Source organism: Haemophilus sp. CCUG 60358 (assembly GCF_001679485.1).
In the GTDB taxonomy this organism is placed as follows: Bacteria; Pseudomonadota; Gammaproteobacteria; order Enterobacterales; family Pasteurellaceae; genus Haemophilus_D.
Genome location: NZ_LZOZ01000014.1, coordinates 49,874 through 67,598, shown reverse-complemented (window position 1 = coordinate 67,598; position 17,725 = coordinate 49,874). Strand labels below are relative to the sequence as shown.

16 protein-coding genes are annotated in these 17,725 nt (G+C 40.1%); 10 read left to right on the top strand and 6 right to left on the bottom strand.

Features of this window, described 5'->3' with window-relative positions:
* Positions 1-4: 4 nt before the first annotated feature.
* The 4 genes from A9500_RS05240 to priA form a co-directional block, all read right to left on the bottom strand.
* Positions 5-1,201 carry an efflux RND transporter periplasmic adaptor subunit gene (locus A9500_RS05240; RefSeq protein WP_065244153.1) on the bottom strand — a complete coding sequence of 399 codons (1,197 nt, stop codon included), beginning with the start codon at positions 1,199-1,201 and terminating at the stop codon, positions 5-7.
* A 30-nt stretch (positions 1,202-1,231) separates the two neighbouring features.
* Positions 1,232-1,810 (bottom strand): TetR/AcrR family transcriptional regulator, encoded by a 579-nt coding sequence (locus tag A9500_RS05235; protein WP_065244152.1) that lies wholly within the window; start codon positions 1,808-1,810, stop codon positions 1,232-1,234.
* 156 nt (positions 1,811-1,966) lie between these two features.
* On the bottom strand, positions 1,967-2,851 hold the full coding sequence (ftsN, locus tag A9500_RS05230; protein WP_065244151.1) for a cell division protein FtsN: 885 nt from the start codon (positions 2,849-2,851) through the stop codon (positions 1,967-1,969).
* A gap of 93 nt (positions 2,852-2,944) precedes the next feature.
* Positions 2,945-5,134, bottom strand: coding sequence for a primosomal protein N' (gene priA, locus A9500_RS05225; protein WP_049375039.1), 2,190 nt, complete (start codon positions 5,132-5,134; stop codon positions 2,945-2,947).
* A 114-nt stretch (positions 5,135-5,248) separates the two neighbouring features.
* On the opposite strand from priA, the gene trmB reads away from it, so the two are divergent.
* From trmB to A9500_RS05180, 9 genes are all read left to right on the top strand, one after another.
* On the top strand, positions 5,249-5,995 hold the full coding sequence (gene trmB / locus A9500_RS05220; RefSeq protein ID WP_065244150.1) for a tRNA (guanosine(46)-N7)-methyltransferase TrmB: 747 nt from the start codon (positions 5,249-5,251) through the stop codon (positions 5,993-5,995).
* A 50-nt stretch (positions 5,996-6,045) separates the two neighbouring features.
* A complete protein-coding gene (locus tag A9500_RS05215; protein ID WP_065244149.1) occupies positions 6,046-6,387 on the top strand; it encodes a YggL family protein in 342 nt (113 codons plus the stop codon).
* Between the two features lie 222 nt (positions 6,388-6,609).
* Positions 6,610-7,152 (top strand): ferredoxin-type protein NapF, encoded by a 543-nt coding sequence (napF, locus tag A9500_RS05210; protein ID WP_065244148.1) that lies wholly within the window; start codon positions 6,610-6,612, stop codon positions 7,150-7,152.
* Positions 7,139-7,402, top strand: a complete 264-nt coding sequence (locus tag A9500_RS05205) for a chaperone NapD (protein WP_049367905.1) — start codon at positions 7,139-7,141, stop codon at positions 7,400-7,402. The genes napF and A9500_RS05205 overlap by 14 nt, the downstream gene beginning before the upstream one ends.
* Positions 7,403-7,465: 63 nt before the next feature.
* Positions 7,466-9,952: a nitrate reductase catalytic subunit NapA gene (gene napA / locus A9500_RS05200; protein WP_065244147.1), complete on the top strand. Its 2,487-nt coding sequence runs from the start codon at positions 7,466-7,468 to the stop codon at positions 9,950-9,952.
* Positions 9,953-10,068: 116 nt separating this feature from the next.
* Positions 10,069-10,974 carry a ferredoxin-type protein NapG gene (gene napG / locus A9500_RS05195; protein ID WP_049365641.1) on the top strand — a complete coding sequence of 302 codons (906 nt, stop codon included), beginning with the start codon at positions 10,069-10,071 and terminating at the stop codon, positions 10,972-10,974.
* On the top strand, positions 10,974-11,864 hold the full coding sequence (napH, locus tag A9500_RS05190) for a quinol dehydrogenase ferredoxin subunit NapH (RefSeq protein ID WP_065242846.1): 891 nt from the start codon (positions 10,974-10,976) through the stop codon (positions 11,862-11,864). Before napG ends, napH begins: the two co-directional genes overlap by 1 nt.
* 21 nt (positions 11,865-11,885) lie before the next feature.
* Complete coding sequence (locus A9500_RS05185; protein WP_065244146.1) at positions 11,886-12,314, top strand: nitrate reductase cytochrome c-type subunit; 429 nt, start codon at positions 11,886-11,888, stop codon at positions 12,312-12,314.
* Positions 12,315-12,325: 11 nt separating this feature from the next.
* Positions 12,326-12,964 (top strand): NapC/NirT family cytochrome c, encoded by a 639-nt coding sequence (locus A9500_RS05180; protein ID WP_065244145.1) that lies wholly within the window; start codon positions 12,326-12,328, stop codon positions 12,962-12,964.
* A gap of 49 nt (positions 12,965-13,013) precedes the next feature.
* Here A9500_RS05180 and gss read toward each other — a convergent pair whose 3' ends face one another.
* The gene (gene gss / locus A9500_RS05175; RefSeq protein WP_065244144.1) at positions 13,014-14,903 is read right to left on the bottom strand and encodes a bifunctional glutathionylspermidine amidase/synthase; all 1,890 of its coding nucleotides are present in this window, start codon (positions 14,901-14,903) and stop codon (positions 13,014-13,016) included.
* Positions 14,904-15,073: 170 nt separating this feature from the next.
* Positions 15,074-16,147: a tRNA/rRNA methyltransferase gene (locus tag A9500_RS05170; RefSeq protein ID WP_065244143.1), complete on the bottom strand. Its 1,074-nt coding sequence runs from the start codon at positions 16,145-16,147 to the stop codon at positions 15,074-15,076.
* Positions 16,148-16,296: 149 nt separating this feature from the next.
* On the opposite strand from A9500_RS05170, the gene pssA reads away from it, so the two are divergent.
* Positions 16,297-17,664, top strand: a complete 1,368-nt coding sequence (gene pssA / locus A9500_RS05165; protein WP_065244142.1) for a CDP-diacylglycerol--serine O-phosphatidyltransferase — start codon at positions 16,297-16,299, stop codon at positions 17,662-17,664.
* The last annotated feature ends 61 nt before the right edge of the window (positions 17,665-17,725 follow it).

Sequence of the window (17,725 nt, the reverse complement as noted above, 5' to 3'; positions counted from 1 at the left end):
CTAATTAAAGATTCGTTTTATTTGCAGGTTGTTCTGTACCCACGCCCGCTTTATCTGCAACAGACACTAATGAGCCGTTACTTAAGTTTTGCTGACCACCGGTCACAATTTTATCGCCAACTTTGACTTCATCGCCTTTTAATTGTGCATAAATACCTTGACGATCTTTCGTAAATACAGTGATTGATTTTGCACGGTACATATTTGCTGCTTTTTCTGCGCCGCCTAATTTCTCAATATCTTCATCGGAAAGTGCGGTCAAAATATAAAGCGATTCGCCATACATGTTGTAGCTCACCGCTACTTGCGGCACGACGATTTGGTTATGTTCAGTTGGTAACGCGACATTTAATCGAGTAAACATACCGGATAATAATTTTGCACCATCTTCTGGCTCAAATGTTGCTTGAACATCAACTAAACCCGTTGAAGAATTAATTGCTGGCTCAATTGCAGTCACCTTAGCAGCAAATGTTTCACCTTTACGCGCATCTGCCGTAGCTGTTACTTTTTGACCAATATGCAATTTATCTAATAGGTTTTGAGCAATCGCAAAATCGACTTTCATTGAAGAACGATCTTCCACACGCACAATTTCAGTACCGTTTGAAACATACTGACCAACATTCACTTTCACGATACCAGCTTTACCATCAAATGGCGCGACGATTTGGCGACGCTCAATGGTTGCTTTTAATGACTCAATATTTGCCGCTTGTGCTTCATAAGCTGATTTTGCGTTATCTAATTCTTGACGAGAAACGGCACCGCTGCCTGCAAGGTTTGCATAACGTTGATAAGTTTGACGTAATGACACCACTTGAGCTTGAGCCGCTTGTAAGCTTGCACGCTCAACGGAACTATCTAACTCAACTAACAAATCACCCTTTTTCACGCTTTGGCCATTTTGCACGAGCACTTTAGACACCGTTCCTGCACTTTGAGCGCTTAACATTGCCCCTTGATTCGGACGAACAAGACCTGTCGTTTCAATGATTGGCGTCCATTCTGAAGCCTTAACTGTCATTGCAGTCACAGGAGAGGCTGTTTCTGGTTTATTTGCTAAGAAATCAGCAATGCCTTTTGCCTTCATTTGATTAAGGAAAATCATTGCTGCAAAAATTAACACAAATACGCCTAACGCTAATTTCAAAAAGAAAACGTGTGAACGCTTTGGTTTATCAGTTTGAGTTATACTCATTTGGAAAACTCCATTAAGACAATAAAATGACTATTTCTGAATTGCACGCCAAGAGCGTTCAATGACAGATTCTAACACAACATCGGTAACCGCTATACCGAGAAATTTGTTATCTGAGGCTAAAACTATTGCAGTATCTAGACTCAGCAAAAATAAAATTCGAGGTTCTAAATTAGCTAACACATTTGCTGCTTGTCCATTGAGACAAAACTGATCCCAGCACGAATGCTCCATTTCTTTGCAGGTTTCAATAAACTCCAGCAAAGATTTATACTGGTTCATATTTGACAAAACCGTTGGTTTTTCTTGAAGAAAATGCCAAATATTCCACCACATTTTTCTGTATTGTTCGAAAAAAGGTTGATTTTCATCAAAACCTTCTTCAATCGCCATAACAAACTTATTGAACACTCGACGAGCAAATTGTGCTAATAACTCGTCTTTACTCTTAAAATAAAGATAAATCGTGCCAGCTGCGATGCCTGCTTCCTTGGCTAACTTATGCATAGAAAGATGATGTAATCCTTCTTTTGCCATAAGACGATCTGTTGCATCAAAGATCTGCTCGCTGACATCAAGCTTCGTTTTAGAGGCTTTTACTTGTCGCATAATAAAAAATTAAATTCTTAGGGTTATATATGAGAAAGGTCATTTAAGATGAATATCAAAAATGAATAAACGTTCATTTTATTGATTTTTCGTTTTTTGGCAAGTGAAAATATAAAAAAAGTGCGGTTATTTTTAACCGCACTTTTAAATTCTGAATTACATTCCAATCACTACGCAACTCGCCACTGATTTTGCTTTATCTTGTGCTGCTGTTGCGGCATCTCGACTACCAAATGGTCCCACTCGTACGCGGTTCCATTCTTCACTTGTCGCAATTTGTGCATTTACGCCAGCCATCGCTAGACGACCTTGTAAGCTTTCTGCTTGTGCACGATTTTTAAATGCTCCACATTGTAAACCGAATTTTTTGCCGCCAGCCTGTACTTGTTGTTCAGCGGGTTTCGGTTCTACTTTTTTCGGTTGCTCAGTTTTAGCAGGTTCCGTTTTTGCGGGTTCAGCTTTCACCACTTCTACTTTTTTCGGAGGTTCAGGCTTTTTAACTGGCTCTGTTTTTTTAACTGGCTCAGGCTTTTTCGCTTCTGGGTTTGCTGTTTGCTGAGCTGGCTGAGTTTGAGCTGTCTGTGCTGGTTGAGTTTGCTGTGCTTGAGCCGCGGCTTTTTCTGCATTCGCTGCTTCTTGCTCTTTACGTTGAGCTTCTAATTTTTTCGCTTCTTCTGCTGCCTTTTGCTCTTTTTCCATTTGAATAAGCACTTGACGCTGTTCTTCCGTCAAACGCATATTTTTTTCAACTGAAGAAGGATTATTATCCACCGGCACCGTACGAGTTTCTAATTCTTTAATATAGTACCACACCTCTTCTGGGCGATTTGGTAACACACTTTTCGGTTGCGGTTTTTCCGGCTGAACATTTGTCGTCACTACAGGTTCAGGCGTTTTACTTTTTAAGAAGTAAAGCCCTAAACCAAAACCTAATACCGCCACCAACGCAAGAACAATTAAGGTATTGCGATTAAAACCTTTCTTTGCTTTCTTTTTATTATTTTTTGAGCCGCTTCGACCGGCAAAATCTCGATGAGCCACGATAAAATCCTAAAATATTCGATAAATTAAACTTAGAGTATAAAAAACGCTTAATTCTACTGAAAAACTGTGCATTTTTCTAGGGAATTTTTGCTAACTCAAATCCAATGGATCCACGTCTAAAATCAACCGCACTTGCGAAGACTTTATCAACTCTGGTGAATATCGACTCAATGCAGCCTGTAATTGTTTTCGAGAGGCGTGTTGTAATAGTAACTGCCAACGATACTGTCCCGCTTTTTTGCTGAACGGTGCAGGAATTGGCCCCAACACTTGCAAACCTTCAATTTTTTGTTCATAGAAGAAAGACGCCAATTGCGACAATGCATTTTCCGCCTCTTCAGAATGACGACATTGAGCTTTAAACAAGGCTTGGAAACTAAATGGAGGCAAGCCCATATTATGCCGCAACTTCAAGGTTTCTTCTGCAAAAGCTTGGTAACCCTTTTCAAGCAAGGTGGTTAATAACGGATGATCCGGATAGTGCGTCTGCAAAACCACTTCACCCTGTTTCTCCGCTCTGCCTGAGCGACCAGCCACTTGTACATAAAGCTGCGCCAAACGTTCTTCGGCTCTAAAATCAAGGGAAAACAAGGCATTATCCACATTCACTAACGCAACCAAGGTGACATTCGGGAAATGGTGTCCTTTGGCTAACATTTGGGTACCAATTAAAATCTGGCTTTTACCTTGCTGAATATCCTCTAAATAACCTTCAAGCTTGCCTTTTCTCGCCGTGCTATCACGATCGATGCGAGCAATATTATATTGAGGAAAACGTGCTTTTAGGGTTTCTTCTAACTGTTCTGTGCCTAAACCCGTTGTGACTAAATGCGTTGAACCACAATGGCCACATTGCATCGGCACTGTTTTTTGCGCACCACAATGATGGCAGCGTAAAACGCGCTGATGTTGGTGATAAGTATAAGGTTTTTCGCAATGATGACATTCATCAATCCAGCCACATTCATGACATAACAACACAGGCGCAAATCCACGTCGATTAAGGAATAACAATACTTGGTTGCCTTTTTCTAAGTGTTCTTGCATTCGTTGCAATAGTGGTTCAGATAAGCCGTTTTGAATTCGTTGATGTTTTAAATCAATCACAAACTGGCGAAGTGCGGTCGCATTTCCGGCTCTTTTTGATAAGACCAAATGATGATATTTACCATTTTGTACGTTATTCACACTTTCCAAACTTGGTGTGGCAGAACCTAATAAGATAGGGATATTGAGCTTTTGCGCTAAAACAACGCCTAAATCTCTTGCATGATAACGCCAACCATCTTGCTGTTTAAACGAGCCGTCATGTTCTTCATCTAAAATAATTAAGCCGAGATCTGAAAATTGGGTAAAAAGTGCCGATCTCGTACCGATCACGATTGCACTTTGCCCCGTTCTTGCACGCTCCCAGACATTTAAGCGTTGCGTATCGTTCAAGTTGGAATGCAATACATCAATTTCCACATTAAAACGTGCTTGGAACCGTCTCACTGTCTGAGGGGTAAGCCCAATTTCAGGAACAAGCACTAAAACCTGCTTGCCTTTCTTTAACACCTCTTCAATGTATTGCAGATAGATTTCGGTTTTGCCCGAACCAGTTACGCCCTCTAACAACCACACATTAAAGCCTTCTTGGAAAAGCAACTGGCTAAATGCAAGGGCTTGTTGCTTGTTTAAGGTCAATCGGTTATCAAGATTAACTAAAGGATTATCCCCTAGAGCTTGCTGCCAACTTTTTTGTTCAGTAGACACAATAATCTCTTCCACATAATCTTTGCCTTTAAGGGCTGACCAAATTGCGGAACTGATTTCATTGTTACCTTTTTCTAGATCTTGCGTTAGCAACAAATTTAAGGCTTCAATTTGTTTTTTAGCGCGTTTTAATGCACCCAATTCTAACGCTTGTTTTCCAAGGTCCGTAATACGCCAAAAAGTGCGGTCATTTTTAACCGCACTTTCTCCATTACGAAGTTTGACTGGCAAGGCTTGAAACAACACATCGCCTAATGCTGCACGATAATAATTAGCGGACCAAGCTAACCAATCCCAAGTTGTCGAATTAAAGAGTGATTCATTATCAAGTACATCAATAATCGGTTTTAACTTCTCTTTTGCGACATCCGAAGAAGCTGGCAAATCCACCACGATACCGACTCGTTTTTGCGAACCAAAAGGCACCAACACTCGTCCACCAACGATTGGCGCCAAGTCAGGTGAAGAGAGATAATCAAAAAATCGGGGAAGCGGTACGGCTAATGCAACTCGGACAATATTCATAACAAAAAAACGATTAAAAATTTTCGCTATTATACGGGAATTAGGTGGAAAAATCCCACAACCTTGCCTTTTAGTGTATAATCGCCGCCAATTTTAATTGAACGAATAAAAACCATGACAGAAGAGCAAAAAACCTTTGCTGATCAAAAACGTAAAACCGTTGAAACGGCTGAATTTACAGAAGATGGTCGTTATAAACGTAAAGTTCGTAGCTTTGTGTTGCGGACAGGTCGCTTAAGTGATTTTCAAAAAAATATGATGAATGATCACTGGGCTGATCTTGGATTAGATTACCCAAATGCCCCTTTTGATTTTGTCGCTATTTATGGCAATACGAATCCCGTTATATTAGAAATTGGCTTCGGAATGGGGAAATCTTTAGTGGATATGGCTGAAGCGAATCCTGATAAAAATTATCTCGGTATTGAAGTACACACACCTGGTGTAGGTGCCTGTATTGCTTATGCGGTAGAAAAAGACGTGAAAAACCTTCGCGTGATTTGCCATGATGCCACTGAAATTTTACGTGATTGTGTGAAAGATGGCGAATTGGGCGGTTTACAGCTTTTCTTCCCTGACCCTTGGCACAAAGCGAAACATCATAAACGTCGTATTGTTCAACCGCACTTTGTAGAGCAAGTCGTCCAAAAATTACAACCAAATGGATTTATTCATATGGCAACGGACTGGGAAAACTATGCAGAACAAATGCTCGAAGTGCTTTCGGCTAATGAAAATTTAGTCAATACTGCCGAACAAGATTATATTCCACGTCCTGATTTCCGCCCTCTTACCAAATTTGAAGCGCGCGGTCATCGTTTAGGTCACGGTGTGTGGGATTTATACTTTAAGAAAAAATAATCATCGAGGTGATGATTATACCCATTACCTTAACATAGGAGAACATTGAAATGACAACTCGTAATCAACGTCAACGTAAAAAACTTCACTTAGCAGAGTTCCAAGAATTAGGCTTTTTAGTGAATTGGCAATTTGCTGAAGGTACCAGCATCGAAACTATCGATGAAACCGTTGATCGTTTTATTGCTGAAGTGATTCAACCAAACGGCTTAGCTTATGAAGGTAGCGGCTATTTACATTGGGAAGGCTTAGTTTGTTTAGAGAAAATCGGTAAATGTGATGAAAGCCATCGTCAATTAGTGAAAAAATGGTTAGAAGAAAATAAATTACAACAAATCGAAATCAGTGAATTATTCGATATTTGGTGGGATTACCCAACCCCAAAAGCATAATATTTTAAACTCACTTCAGGGCGGTTCCTCCGCCCTATTTAATAATCATTTTCACTTATATTTTAACAATTTATTTACACTAATAACATATTTTCAAAATATCATTGATCTATCTCAACAAAAGTGTATATTTTTTTAAAACTACTCCTTTTAGGTAGTTACTATTTTTTTATTAGAGCTAGATAATGCCTCCCTTGAAAATACCGAACTTTAAAGAAAAATATGGCGATTGAAAATCCTTCTCGCAGACAATTATTACGTGGGCAATTTTTACAATCGTTACATTCTGAAAACGCGAAAATTCAAGGTATTAATGCTATCCGTCCACCTTGGTCGATAAACGAGAGCAACTTTACAGATAAATGTACGCGGTGCGGTGATTGCATACTGGTATGTGAAACCCAAATTATCGTAAAAGGCGATGGCGGTTTTCCTGAAATACAATTTGACAAGGGCGAATGCACGTTCTGCCAAAAATGTGTTTTAGTCTGTGAACAACCGATTTTTCGTTCATTAGAAGAAGAGCCTTGGGCACATAAAGTTGAAATTACAACGGAGTGCTTAACCGAAAATCGAGTGGAATGTCGAAGTTGCCAAGATAGCTGTCCGATGAATGCCATCCGTTTTCGATTACAACTTGGTGGCGTAGCAAAACCCATATTGGATTTAGAAAGCTGTAATGGTTGTGGTGCTTGCCTAAGTGTTTGCCCAACAAAAGCAATAAAAATTTTTAATATTGAAACAAATATCGATGAGTCAATTTAGCGAAAATGAGAACTGGTATGTATGCAGCATTGTTGTGCAAGCCAGACCAGAAAAACTTAACCAAGTCAAAGAAGCCATTTTAGCGATTCCAACCGCTGAGATTCATGGCGAAAAATCTGATGAAGGCAAATTGGTGGTCACCCTTGAAAGTAACCGTCAATTAGCATTAGCGGATCTTATGGATGAAATTAAAGATATCCCAGGAGTAATTGTCGTTTCTTTAATTTCTAATTACTTAGATGAAAAATAAATAATTTAGGAATACATACTCTTTTGTATATTCTAAAACATTCAACAACGAGTGGGGAAAACTATGGAACTTAATCGTAGAGATTTTATGAAAGCCAATGCTGCACTTGCAGCGGCAGCGGCTGCCGGTATGACCATCCCTGTTAAACAGGTTAATGCGACCGAAGATATGGGCATCAAATGGGATAAAGCCCCATGCCGTTTCTGTGGTACAGGATGTAGCGTATTGGTAGGAACCAAAGATGGTCGAGTTGTCGCAACTCAAGGTGACCCAGATGCAGAAGTAAACCGCGGTTTAAACTGTATCAAAGGTTACTTCCTTTCTAAAATCATGTACGGTGCAGACCGTGTACAAACTCCGTTATTACGTATGAAAGATGGTAAATTCCATAAAGAAGGTGACTTTACACCAGTTTCTTGGGAGCAAGCTTTCACTATCATGGCGGAAAAAATCAAAGACATCTTGAAGAAAAAAGAACCAAATGCTGTTGGGATGTTCTCTTCCGGTCAAACTACTATCTATGAAGGCTATGCAAAAGTAAAACTTTGGAAAGCTGGTCTTCGTTCAAATACTATCGACCCTAATGCTCGTCACTGTATGGCGTCTGCAGCAGTTGCGTTTATGCGTACATTCGGTATGGATGAACCAATGGGTTGCTATAACGATATCGAGAAAACCGATGCATTTGTGCTTTGGGGTTCAAACATGGCGGAAATGCACCCAATTTTATGGTCTCGTATTTCTGACCGTCGTCTTTCTTCTGATAATGTGAAAGTGGTGGTTATGTCAACATTCGAACACCGTTCGTTTGAATTAGCTGATGTGCCTATCGTGTTTAATCCACATTCAGACCTTGCAATCCTTAACTATATTGCAAACTACATTATCCAAAACGATAAAGTAAACTGGGACTTCGTTAACAAACACACCAAATTCAAACGTGGTGAAACTGATATCGGTTACGGTTTACGTCCTGAGCATCCATTACAAAAAGCAGCGAAGAACGTAAAAACTGCAGGTAAAATGTATGACTCTGACTTCGAAGAATTCAAGAAAATCGTTGCTCCTTATACATTAGATGAAGCACACCGTATTTCTGGTGTACCAAAAGATCAGCTTGAAACCCTCGCGAAAATGTACGCCGATCCAGAACAGAACTTAGTGTCTTACTGGACAATGGGCTTTAACCAACACACTCGTGGTGTATGGGTTAACCACATGATCTATAACGTACACTTATTAACCGGTAAAATTTCTAAACCAGGTTGTGGTCCGTTCTCATTAACTGGTCAACCTTCAGCTTGTGGTACAGCGCGTGAAGTCGGTACTTTCGTTCACCGTTTACCAGCGGACATGGTGGTAACCAATCCTAAACACGTTGAAATCACTGAGAAAAAATGGAAATTACCAAAAGGTACCATTCCAACTGTACCTGGATACCCAGCTGTACAACAAAGCCGTGCATTAAAAGACGGTAAATTAAACTTCTTATGGCAACTTTGTACCAACAACATGCAAGGTGGTCCAAACATTAATGAAGAAATTTTCCCTGGCTGGCGTAATCCTGAAAACTTCATCGTTGTTTCAGACCCTTACCCATCGGTTTCTGCGGTTGCAGCTGACTTAATTCTTCCAACTTGTATGTGGGTAGAAAAAGAAGGGGGTTATGGTAACGCTGAACGTCGTACCCAATTATGGCGTCAACAAGTAAAAGGCCCAGGTGAGTCTCGTTCTGACTTATGGCAAATTGTTGAATTTGCTAAATACTTCAAAACTGATGAAGTATGGGGTGAAGAGTTATTAGCTCAAATGCCTGAATATCGTGGCAAAACCTTATACGAAGTGCTTTACGAAAATGGTGAAGTAAACAAATTTAAAGTACCAACCGATGTTCCGGGATACATCAATGATGAAGCAGATCACTTTGGTTACTACCTACAAAAAGGTTTATTCGAAGAATACGCTGACTTCGGTCGTGGACATGGTCATGACTTAGCACCATTTGATACTTATCACCAAGTACGTGGTTTACGTTGGCCGGTTGTTGACGGTAAAGAAACCTTATGGCGTTACCGTGAAGGCTTTGACCCGTATGTCAAACCAGGTGAAGATATCGCATTCTATGGCTATCCAGATAAAAAAGCGATTATTCTAGGTGTTCCTTATGAAGCACCTGCAGAATCACCGGATGAAGAATATCCATTATGGTTATGTACTGGTCGTGTACTTGAGCACTGGCATACCGGTACTATGACTCGTCGTGTACCTGAATTACACCGTGCGTTCCCGAACAACTTAGTTTGGATGCACCCAGCGGATGCAAAAAAATATGGCTTACGTCATGGGGATAAAGTGAAGTTAATTACTCGTCGTGGTGAAATGGTTTCTTACTTAGATACCCGTGGTCGTAACAAATGTCCTCAGGGCTTAATCTACACCACCTTCTTTGATGCGGGTCAGCTTGCAAACAAATTAACATTGGATGCAACCGATCCAATTTCAGGCGAAACCGACTTCAAAAAATGTGCGGTAAAAGTGGAAAAAGCGTAGGATTTTCCTTTCGTTTCTAGTCACTCCTCTCTTTCAAGAGAAGGGAATTTAAAATAAGAGCGGTCAAATTTTGCAACATTTTCACAAAATCGGGCCGCTTATAAAAGGAAACGCAGATGAGACTTGATCCTAACCGTCGTCAGTTTTTAAAAAATGTGACAAGAACGGCTGCCGGAGTGTGTGGGGTTGGTATTATTCTTGGCTTACAGCAACAACAAGCTAAAGCTAAAGAAGGAATCGCCTTGCGTCCACCTGGTGCTTTACCGGAAAAGGATTTCTTGGCAGCTTGTACCCGTTGCGGACAATGCGTCCAAGCGTGTCCATATGATATGTTGCATTTAGCTTCGCTGATTTCACCAATGGAAGCGGGCACGCCTTATTTTATCGCTCGGGATAAACCTTGCGAAATGTGTCCGGATATTCCATGTATGAATGCTTGTCCAAGTGGTGCATTAAGTGAGGAACTTAAAGACATCAATGATGCGAGAATGGGGTTAGCCGTATTGCTAGACCATGAAACTTGTCTTAACTGGCAGGGGTTGCGTTGTGATGTGTGTTACCGCGTTTGTCCATTAGTGGATAAAGCGATTACACTTGAACGTATCCACAATGATCGTACAGGGATTCATGCAAAGCTTATTCCAACTGTTCACTCTGATGCTTGCACCGGATGTGGTAAATGCGAACAAGCTTGTGTATTAGAAGAGGCGGCAATTAAAGTCTTACCGATGGATATCGCCAAAGGACTACTCGGTCGCCACTATCGCTTAGGCTGGAAAGAAAAACAAAATGCCGGAAAGTCCTTAATTGAGGAGCAACATCCGGATGGCTTACGTCCAGCAATGGATGCTCGTATGCCGGAAGGCTCACATGAGCCGGTTTATCAGCCAATGCAAGTTCAACCGAACCAAAAAGTGGCAACACCAAACCGTGCAACAATGGATTATGTACCAAATCCAACAACAGTTCCGGAAGCAGAGCAATTCCCAAATCTGGACTTAAACATTAAGGGGGTTAAATAATGGCTGAAAAATATACCCCGAATAAGCCTAAAGATGCAGGCTTAGAAGCTCGCCAAAAACTCGGTTGGTGGCATGCTTATCGCTTTTTAATTCTACGTCGAATCAGTCAATTAAGTATTATTTTAATGTTCTTAAGCGGCCCGATTTGGCAAGTTTGGATTCTAAAAGGCAATTACAGCTCAAGCATGCTTTTGGATACTGTGCCATTGACAGATCCATTGATTACCGCTGAAAGTTTAGTGACAGGTTACCTACCAGAAATCACAACGATTATTGGTGCCTTAGTGATTGTCATATTCTACGCTATTGTTGCGAGTAAAGCCTTTTGTAGTTGGGTTTGCCCAATGAATATTGTGACTGATGCTGCAGCTTGGTTACGTAGAAAATTAGGTATTCGACAATCATTAAAAATTTCACGTCAACTTCGCTATGTGATTTTAGCCGTGATTTTAGTTGGTAGTGCAATAACGGGTACGCTCTTATGGGAGTGGATAAATCCTGTCGCAGCACTTGGACGTATCTTTGTCTTTGGAACAGGCGCAACCCTTTGGTTGGTTACAGTCATCTTTTTATTTGACTTACTTGTTGCTGAGCATGGCTGGTGTGGTCACCTTTGTCCAATTGGTGCGATATATGGTGTCATTGGTGCTAAAAGCCTGATAAAAATTAATGTAGTCGATCGCGATCGCTGTGACCGTTGTATGGACTGTTATAATGTTTGTCCAGAACCGCAAGTATTAAGACTTCCGTTGCACGGTGGACCAGAAGACAGCCAAATCATATTGGCAAAAGATTGTATTACTTGTGGACGTTGCATTGACGTTTGCGCAGAAAATGTATTTACATTTGGTTCTCGCTTTGAGAAACAAATAAAAATTAAAAATATTTAATTATTTAATGGAGTGGATTTCATGAAAAAATCATTTATTTTCATGCTGGCTTTATGTAGTGGATTGGCATTTGCCGATGCACCGCAAGTTGCAAACAGCATTGATAAAACAGCAGAAAGTATTGCACCAGCATTTACGAATCCTTATAAAGATGTTGGTAATATTCCTGTAACCTTCCCTCACCAACCACCACTTGTTCCACACAGCATTCGTGGTTTACAAGTGACTAAAAATGTGAACCAATGTTTAGGCTGTCACTCTCCGGATGTTGCTCCAACAACGGGTGCACCTCGCGTACCTGAAAGCCACTTTTTAACACGTGATGGACAAAAAACAGAAGGCACTTCGCCACGTCGTTATTTCTGTTTACAATGCCACGTTCAACAAACTGACGTGAACCCAATTATTCAAAATAAATTTGAAACTATTCGTCAAATGCAAGGTAAATAAGGAGCTAAACCATGATTAAATCAAGCATTCAAAAAGTTTGCCGTTGGTTACGCTCTCCGAGCAAAATGGCAATTGGTAGTGTTATTTTATTAACGTTCATTGGTACTATCATTGGAACTAACCTGTTTAACGCGGGAATGTCGGCAACCAATACAGAGCAATTCTGTTCAGATTGCCATACTAACGACGTTGTACCAGAGTACCAAGCTTCAATCCACTTTAATAACCGTTCAGGTGTGAAAGCGATTTGTTCAGACTGTCACGTTCCACATGAATTTATTCCAAAAATGGTTCGTAAAATGCAGGCATCGACTGAAGTTTATGCTCACTTTACAGGTAAAGTCGATACTAAAGAAAAATTCGAACAACACCGTTTAGAAATGGCTGAACGTGAATGGGCTCGTATGAAATCGAACAATTCACAAGAGTGCCGTAACTGCCATAACTTCAATGATATGGACTTTACTCAACAAAAAACTGTGGCACAACAAATGCATGCACTTGCACAGGAACAAAACAAAACCTGTATCGATTGTCACAAAGGTATTGCGCATAACCTTCCGCACATGGAAAAAGTACAACAAAGCTTTATTCCAGAGGATATGTTAAAAGCAAATGAAAAACCTGCTGATAACAAAGAAGCAAAATAATCTTATAGCTAAATAATAAATCGGCACTCATTGAGTGCCGATTTTGTTTTTATTTTTTAAGGAAATCTTTATCAGATAATACCCTTAATGGTTGCATATCGCTATTTCCCATAATGACCAAACTCGGGTCTGAGCGTAAACAGCTACCACCATAATGCCCACCTACAGTAAAAGTACAGACCTGAACATATTGGTCTTCCACTTTTGGTAAACACCAAAGTTGTTGGTAGATACTCTCCTGCTTACCAAAACGACCATCTTTACTATCAAGCACTGACTTACACTCACCAATCAATTTCACATTATCGCCTCGGCGACCTGCAATTGGTTTTTGTGCGTAACCATTTTTAATCAGTTCTGGCGTCAATTCAAATCCTGCTTCAAGTAGATAACGATGATTTGGGAATAATGACCACAACACTGGTAAAATCGCTTTATTACTTGGAATCGCTGTCCAAAGTGGTTCATAAACTAGAACTTCTGGACGAAGTAACACATCAATCAACCGCACTTTATCTTCCGGATAGCCTGTACGAATAGGCGGTGCCACTTCCATGCCTGTTGCATCTTCACGAAGTTGCTCCAACATAGTTTCCCAGGCCCATGTTTTCCATACCGTTTTTACTTGGTTATCTTCATCATCAATCAAACGACCTCGACTATCCCAATGTAATCCCTCAGTCCCATGAATAATTTTGGCTTTAAATCCAGCCTGAACCAGTGCATTGCGCATAAATAATGCGTGATAATCTTCCTCATCATCGTGATCTTGCATAATATGAACAAGCGGCGTAGCTTCACTGTGTTTCCAACAATCGGCTAACGCATTACGTAAGCCATCGGCAGGATTATCTCCTATATTCAATCCTCCCTGAATTGCCCATCGATTCATAAACTCACCAGCTTCAGCGTGACAAGAGGCTGAATCTGCATTGTATTCATACACTTTCAATCCACGGCTATCCATGCAGAAATCTAACCGTCCTGTAATGGTTTGGTAACGGCGATTTTGCCAAGACAATCGTAAACGAGGCCAAAGTAATTTAGGGATATTAAAATATTGTAATAGCTTATCGTCTTTTAAGACTTTATCTGTGGCATGCAAATACATTAAATGCAATTCATTGGTTGCACGAATCAATTCATGTTGTGCTGTTTCAGAAATCGTAAAATAACGATATTGATCCGAATGGCTGACTTTATGCCCTCCCATAGCTTTAACATAGGCAGCTTCAAATTCATTTTGCTCATTCAGCCATTTGTGCTCAAATTGACCTTTGTTTTCAATATGTTCAGCATGAATCTCAAGTTTCTCTTTTTCTGGAGTTGGCTGCGGCAGACTGTATTCGGTGTCTTCTGTTTGGATCATCCAACCTAAAATTTCTGTATCATCAAAGGTATCATGCAGAAAATAACCACTTTCGGAAACCGTCATCGGTAATTCACGAGTCCATTGCTGTCCACTTGGTAAGCGAGAGTGAATCACGTTTTGCTCGGCAATGCGAATTTTATCTTCTAATACCTCGGTAATGATCGCCACATGCCCCGTATGTTTAAATTCACCGCCCTCCTGCCAAATTAACAATGCACCTGCTTCAGGCTTACGTTTGCAACCATTTGCAAAGGCTTGTAAAGGTAATAAGGCATCATTCACCACTTGACGTAAAAATCGTAAAGAAAAGATCTCGTAAGCCATTCCTACATCAGTAAACACCATGCCATGGTTGAGATAGAGATAGCGACGTGCAAACTCCACACACTGCCATTTATATCCCATATACTCTCGCCCTAAATAACTGCGAAAGGCAGCATCATCGGGATACTCTTTCTCATCTGCTGTATGATAATCGGATGAATAAATCGCAATTCCCCCCGGGGCATAGCCTAATAAGCTCCCGAAAGGATCGTGTGTACTAATGTTTGCTGAACGTTCAGGCATAAAAACTCCCTGTTAAATAACAACTAGAAATAGTATAGATCTTTTGTCTGATTCCCCCCAAAGGCTTTTAAAAGAAATATCAAAATTTGAATCCCATACAATTTTGAAAAAGAAAAAGGGCTGACAGATATCAGCCCCCAAAACAAACCTAAAAATGACCGCACTTAAGGTTATTTCACATACCAATGTGCTAATAAAATCCCTATATTTACTGCAATATTTAATCCTGCTTTTAATGGGTTACTTAAAGAAAGACGCACATTTACATCTTGTTTCTCACGAATATCGTCCGTACTACCTTCACTCAATACCAACGCGACTTTCTCTGCAAATTTGAGTTGTTCCAACGCAACGCCTTGTTTATTGGTTGATACATGAATAATCTGATAGCCAGCCTTACGTAAAGCCTCTAAAGCGATTTCAGTACTTTCTGTTTCTAAAATACGAATATGCTCCATTCCGCCTTCAGCTACACGCATAGCAGCGGGCGCGTAAAGCTGTTCAACTTGATTTGTTATCACATTTTTAATGCCGTAGAAGGCACAAGTACGCACAACGCCACCTAAGTTTTGTGCATTATTGACTTGATCAAGCACGACTAAACAGTCTTCTTGATGCGGTACATCTAAATAACCTTGCAGAGAGAAAGTACGTTGTTTTTTCACTAACATACAAATGCCGCCATGATGCTCGGTACCACTCACTAAGCTCAGCTCATCGCTATCCACCACGTGATACACTTTTTTATTTGCGGCTAAATAACTGAAAATCTCGCCAATTCGATGCGCCATTTGCACCGTTGCCCATACGCGAACGATGCTCTCTGGGCGTTCTGCAAACAATTCTAAGCACGCATTTTCACCATACACTTTCATTTCTTCGGCGCGGTTCTTTTTAATTTTCTCTGGTGCTCGCGGCGATAATGCGCCTGTTTTCTTTTCTTTCGGTTTATAACTCACGCCTGTGCTTTTTACTGTTACTTTTACCGAGCCACTTTCACCATTGGCTTTATTTAATGAAAGTTCTGCAATTTTCGGTTCTCTCACTTCTTGCTGTTGGAAACCACGAGAAGGTTTACGATCATCCCGTTTTTTATCAAAGTGCGGTCGATTTCCCTCACGTTTTTCATTATTACGACGCTCATCAAAGCGACGTTCTTTGTCATTAAATGCACGTTTTGGGCTACGCTCTTGAAAAGATTTGGTGGAATTTGTTTGGAATGATGGTTTGCGTGAATTGCTCATAATTTGCTTCTCGAAGGAAAAATTGGATAATAATTCGCCAAAAAATGCGAAAATTTGTGAGCATTATAACGAAAAAAAACCTTTTTTCTATCAATCCTCAAAGGAAATATTGTAAACTAGATCATTAATTTTTAGTGTAGAGATAGATTATGTTAATCAATAAAGCTAAACGAGCAGAACAAAATTTAAAAAATTTACCTTTTCTTCCTTTACAGGCAGAGCAGGTTGAGTTTCTGTTTAGTCCGCTTGAATTCAAAGCACAAATTATAGAATTAATTCGCCAAGCTAAAAAACGCATTTACGTGACCGCACTTTACTGGCAAAAAGATGAAGCAGGACAAGAAATTCTCAATGAGATTTATCGCGTAAAACAAGAGCATCCTGAATTGGATGTGAAAATTTTAGTGGATTGGCATCGCGGACAACGCAATTTACTCGGTGCAGAAAAATCTGCTACTAATGCTGACTGGTATTGTGAACAACGCCAAACCTATCAACTTCCTGATGAACCGAATATGTTCTTCGGTGTGCCCATTAATACCCGCGAAGTCTTCGGTGTATTACATATTAAAGGCTTTGTGTTTGACGATACCGTACTTTATAGCGGCGCAAGTATCAATAACGTGTATTTACAACAACAAGATAAATACCGTTACGACCGCTATCAAAAAATTCACAATGCGGCACTTGCCGACTCTATGGTGAATTTTATCAATGATTATTTATTGGATTTCAGTGCCGTACATCCATTAGATGTGGCTAATCGCCCTCGCACCAAAGAAATTCGTAGTGCAATAAAAGCTTATCGTAAAAACTTATCTGCCCATGCTGAATATCAGTTGGAAAGTGCGGTTGGTTTTTCCGATGTTTTAACCATTTCACCACTTTTTGGTTTAGGTGCATCGGGCAATGAATTAAACCAAGTTATCGAAGATTTATTCTTACAAGTGCAGGAAAAATTGGTGATTTGCACGCCTTATTTCAACTTCCCTCGCACGCTAAGAAGTAAACTTGCCCGCTTATTAGAACAAGGAAAACGTGTCGAAATTATCGTGGGTGATAAAGTCGCGAACGATTTCTATATTCCACCAGAGCAGCCATTTAAAATGGCAGGTGCATTACCATATTTATATGAAAACAATCTTCGTCGTTTCTGCGAGAAATTTGATGCTTACATTAAAAACGGCCATTTAACGGTGCGTTTATGGAAAGATGGCGATAACACTTATCACCTCAAAGGTGTTTGGGTGGACAATCAGTATATTCTTTTAACAGGGAACAACCTGAATCCTCGTGCATGGCGTTTAGATGCGGAAAATGGATTATTAATCCACGATCCAAAACAAGAACTTCTGTCACAAGCGGAAAAAGAATTATCACATATCCGCCAACATACCAAAGTATTGCAAGATTATTCTGAATTAGAAGAATTGACGCAATATCCTGAACCGGTGCAAAAACTGTTGAAGAAATTTGCTCGGATTCAAGCAGACAAATTAGTCAAAATGATTTTATAAACATAAGCCGGCAAATGTCGGCTTATTGCTTTGATCTTACGCAAAAATATCAACTAACATT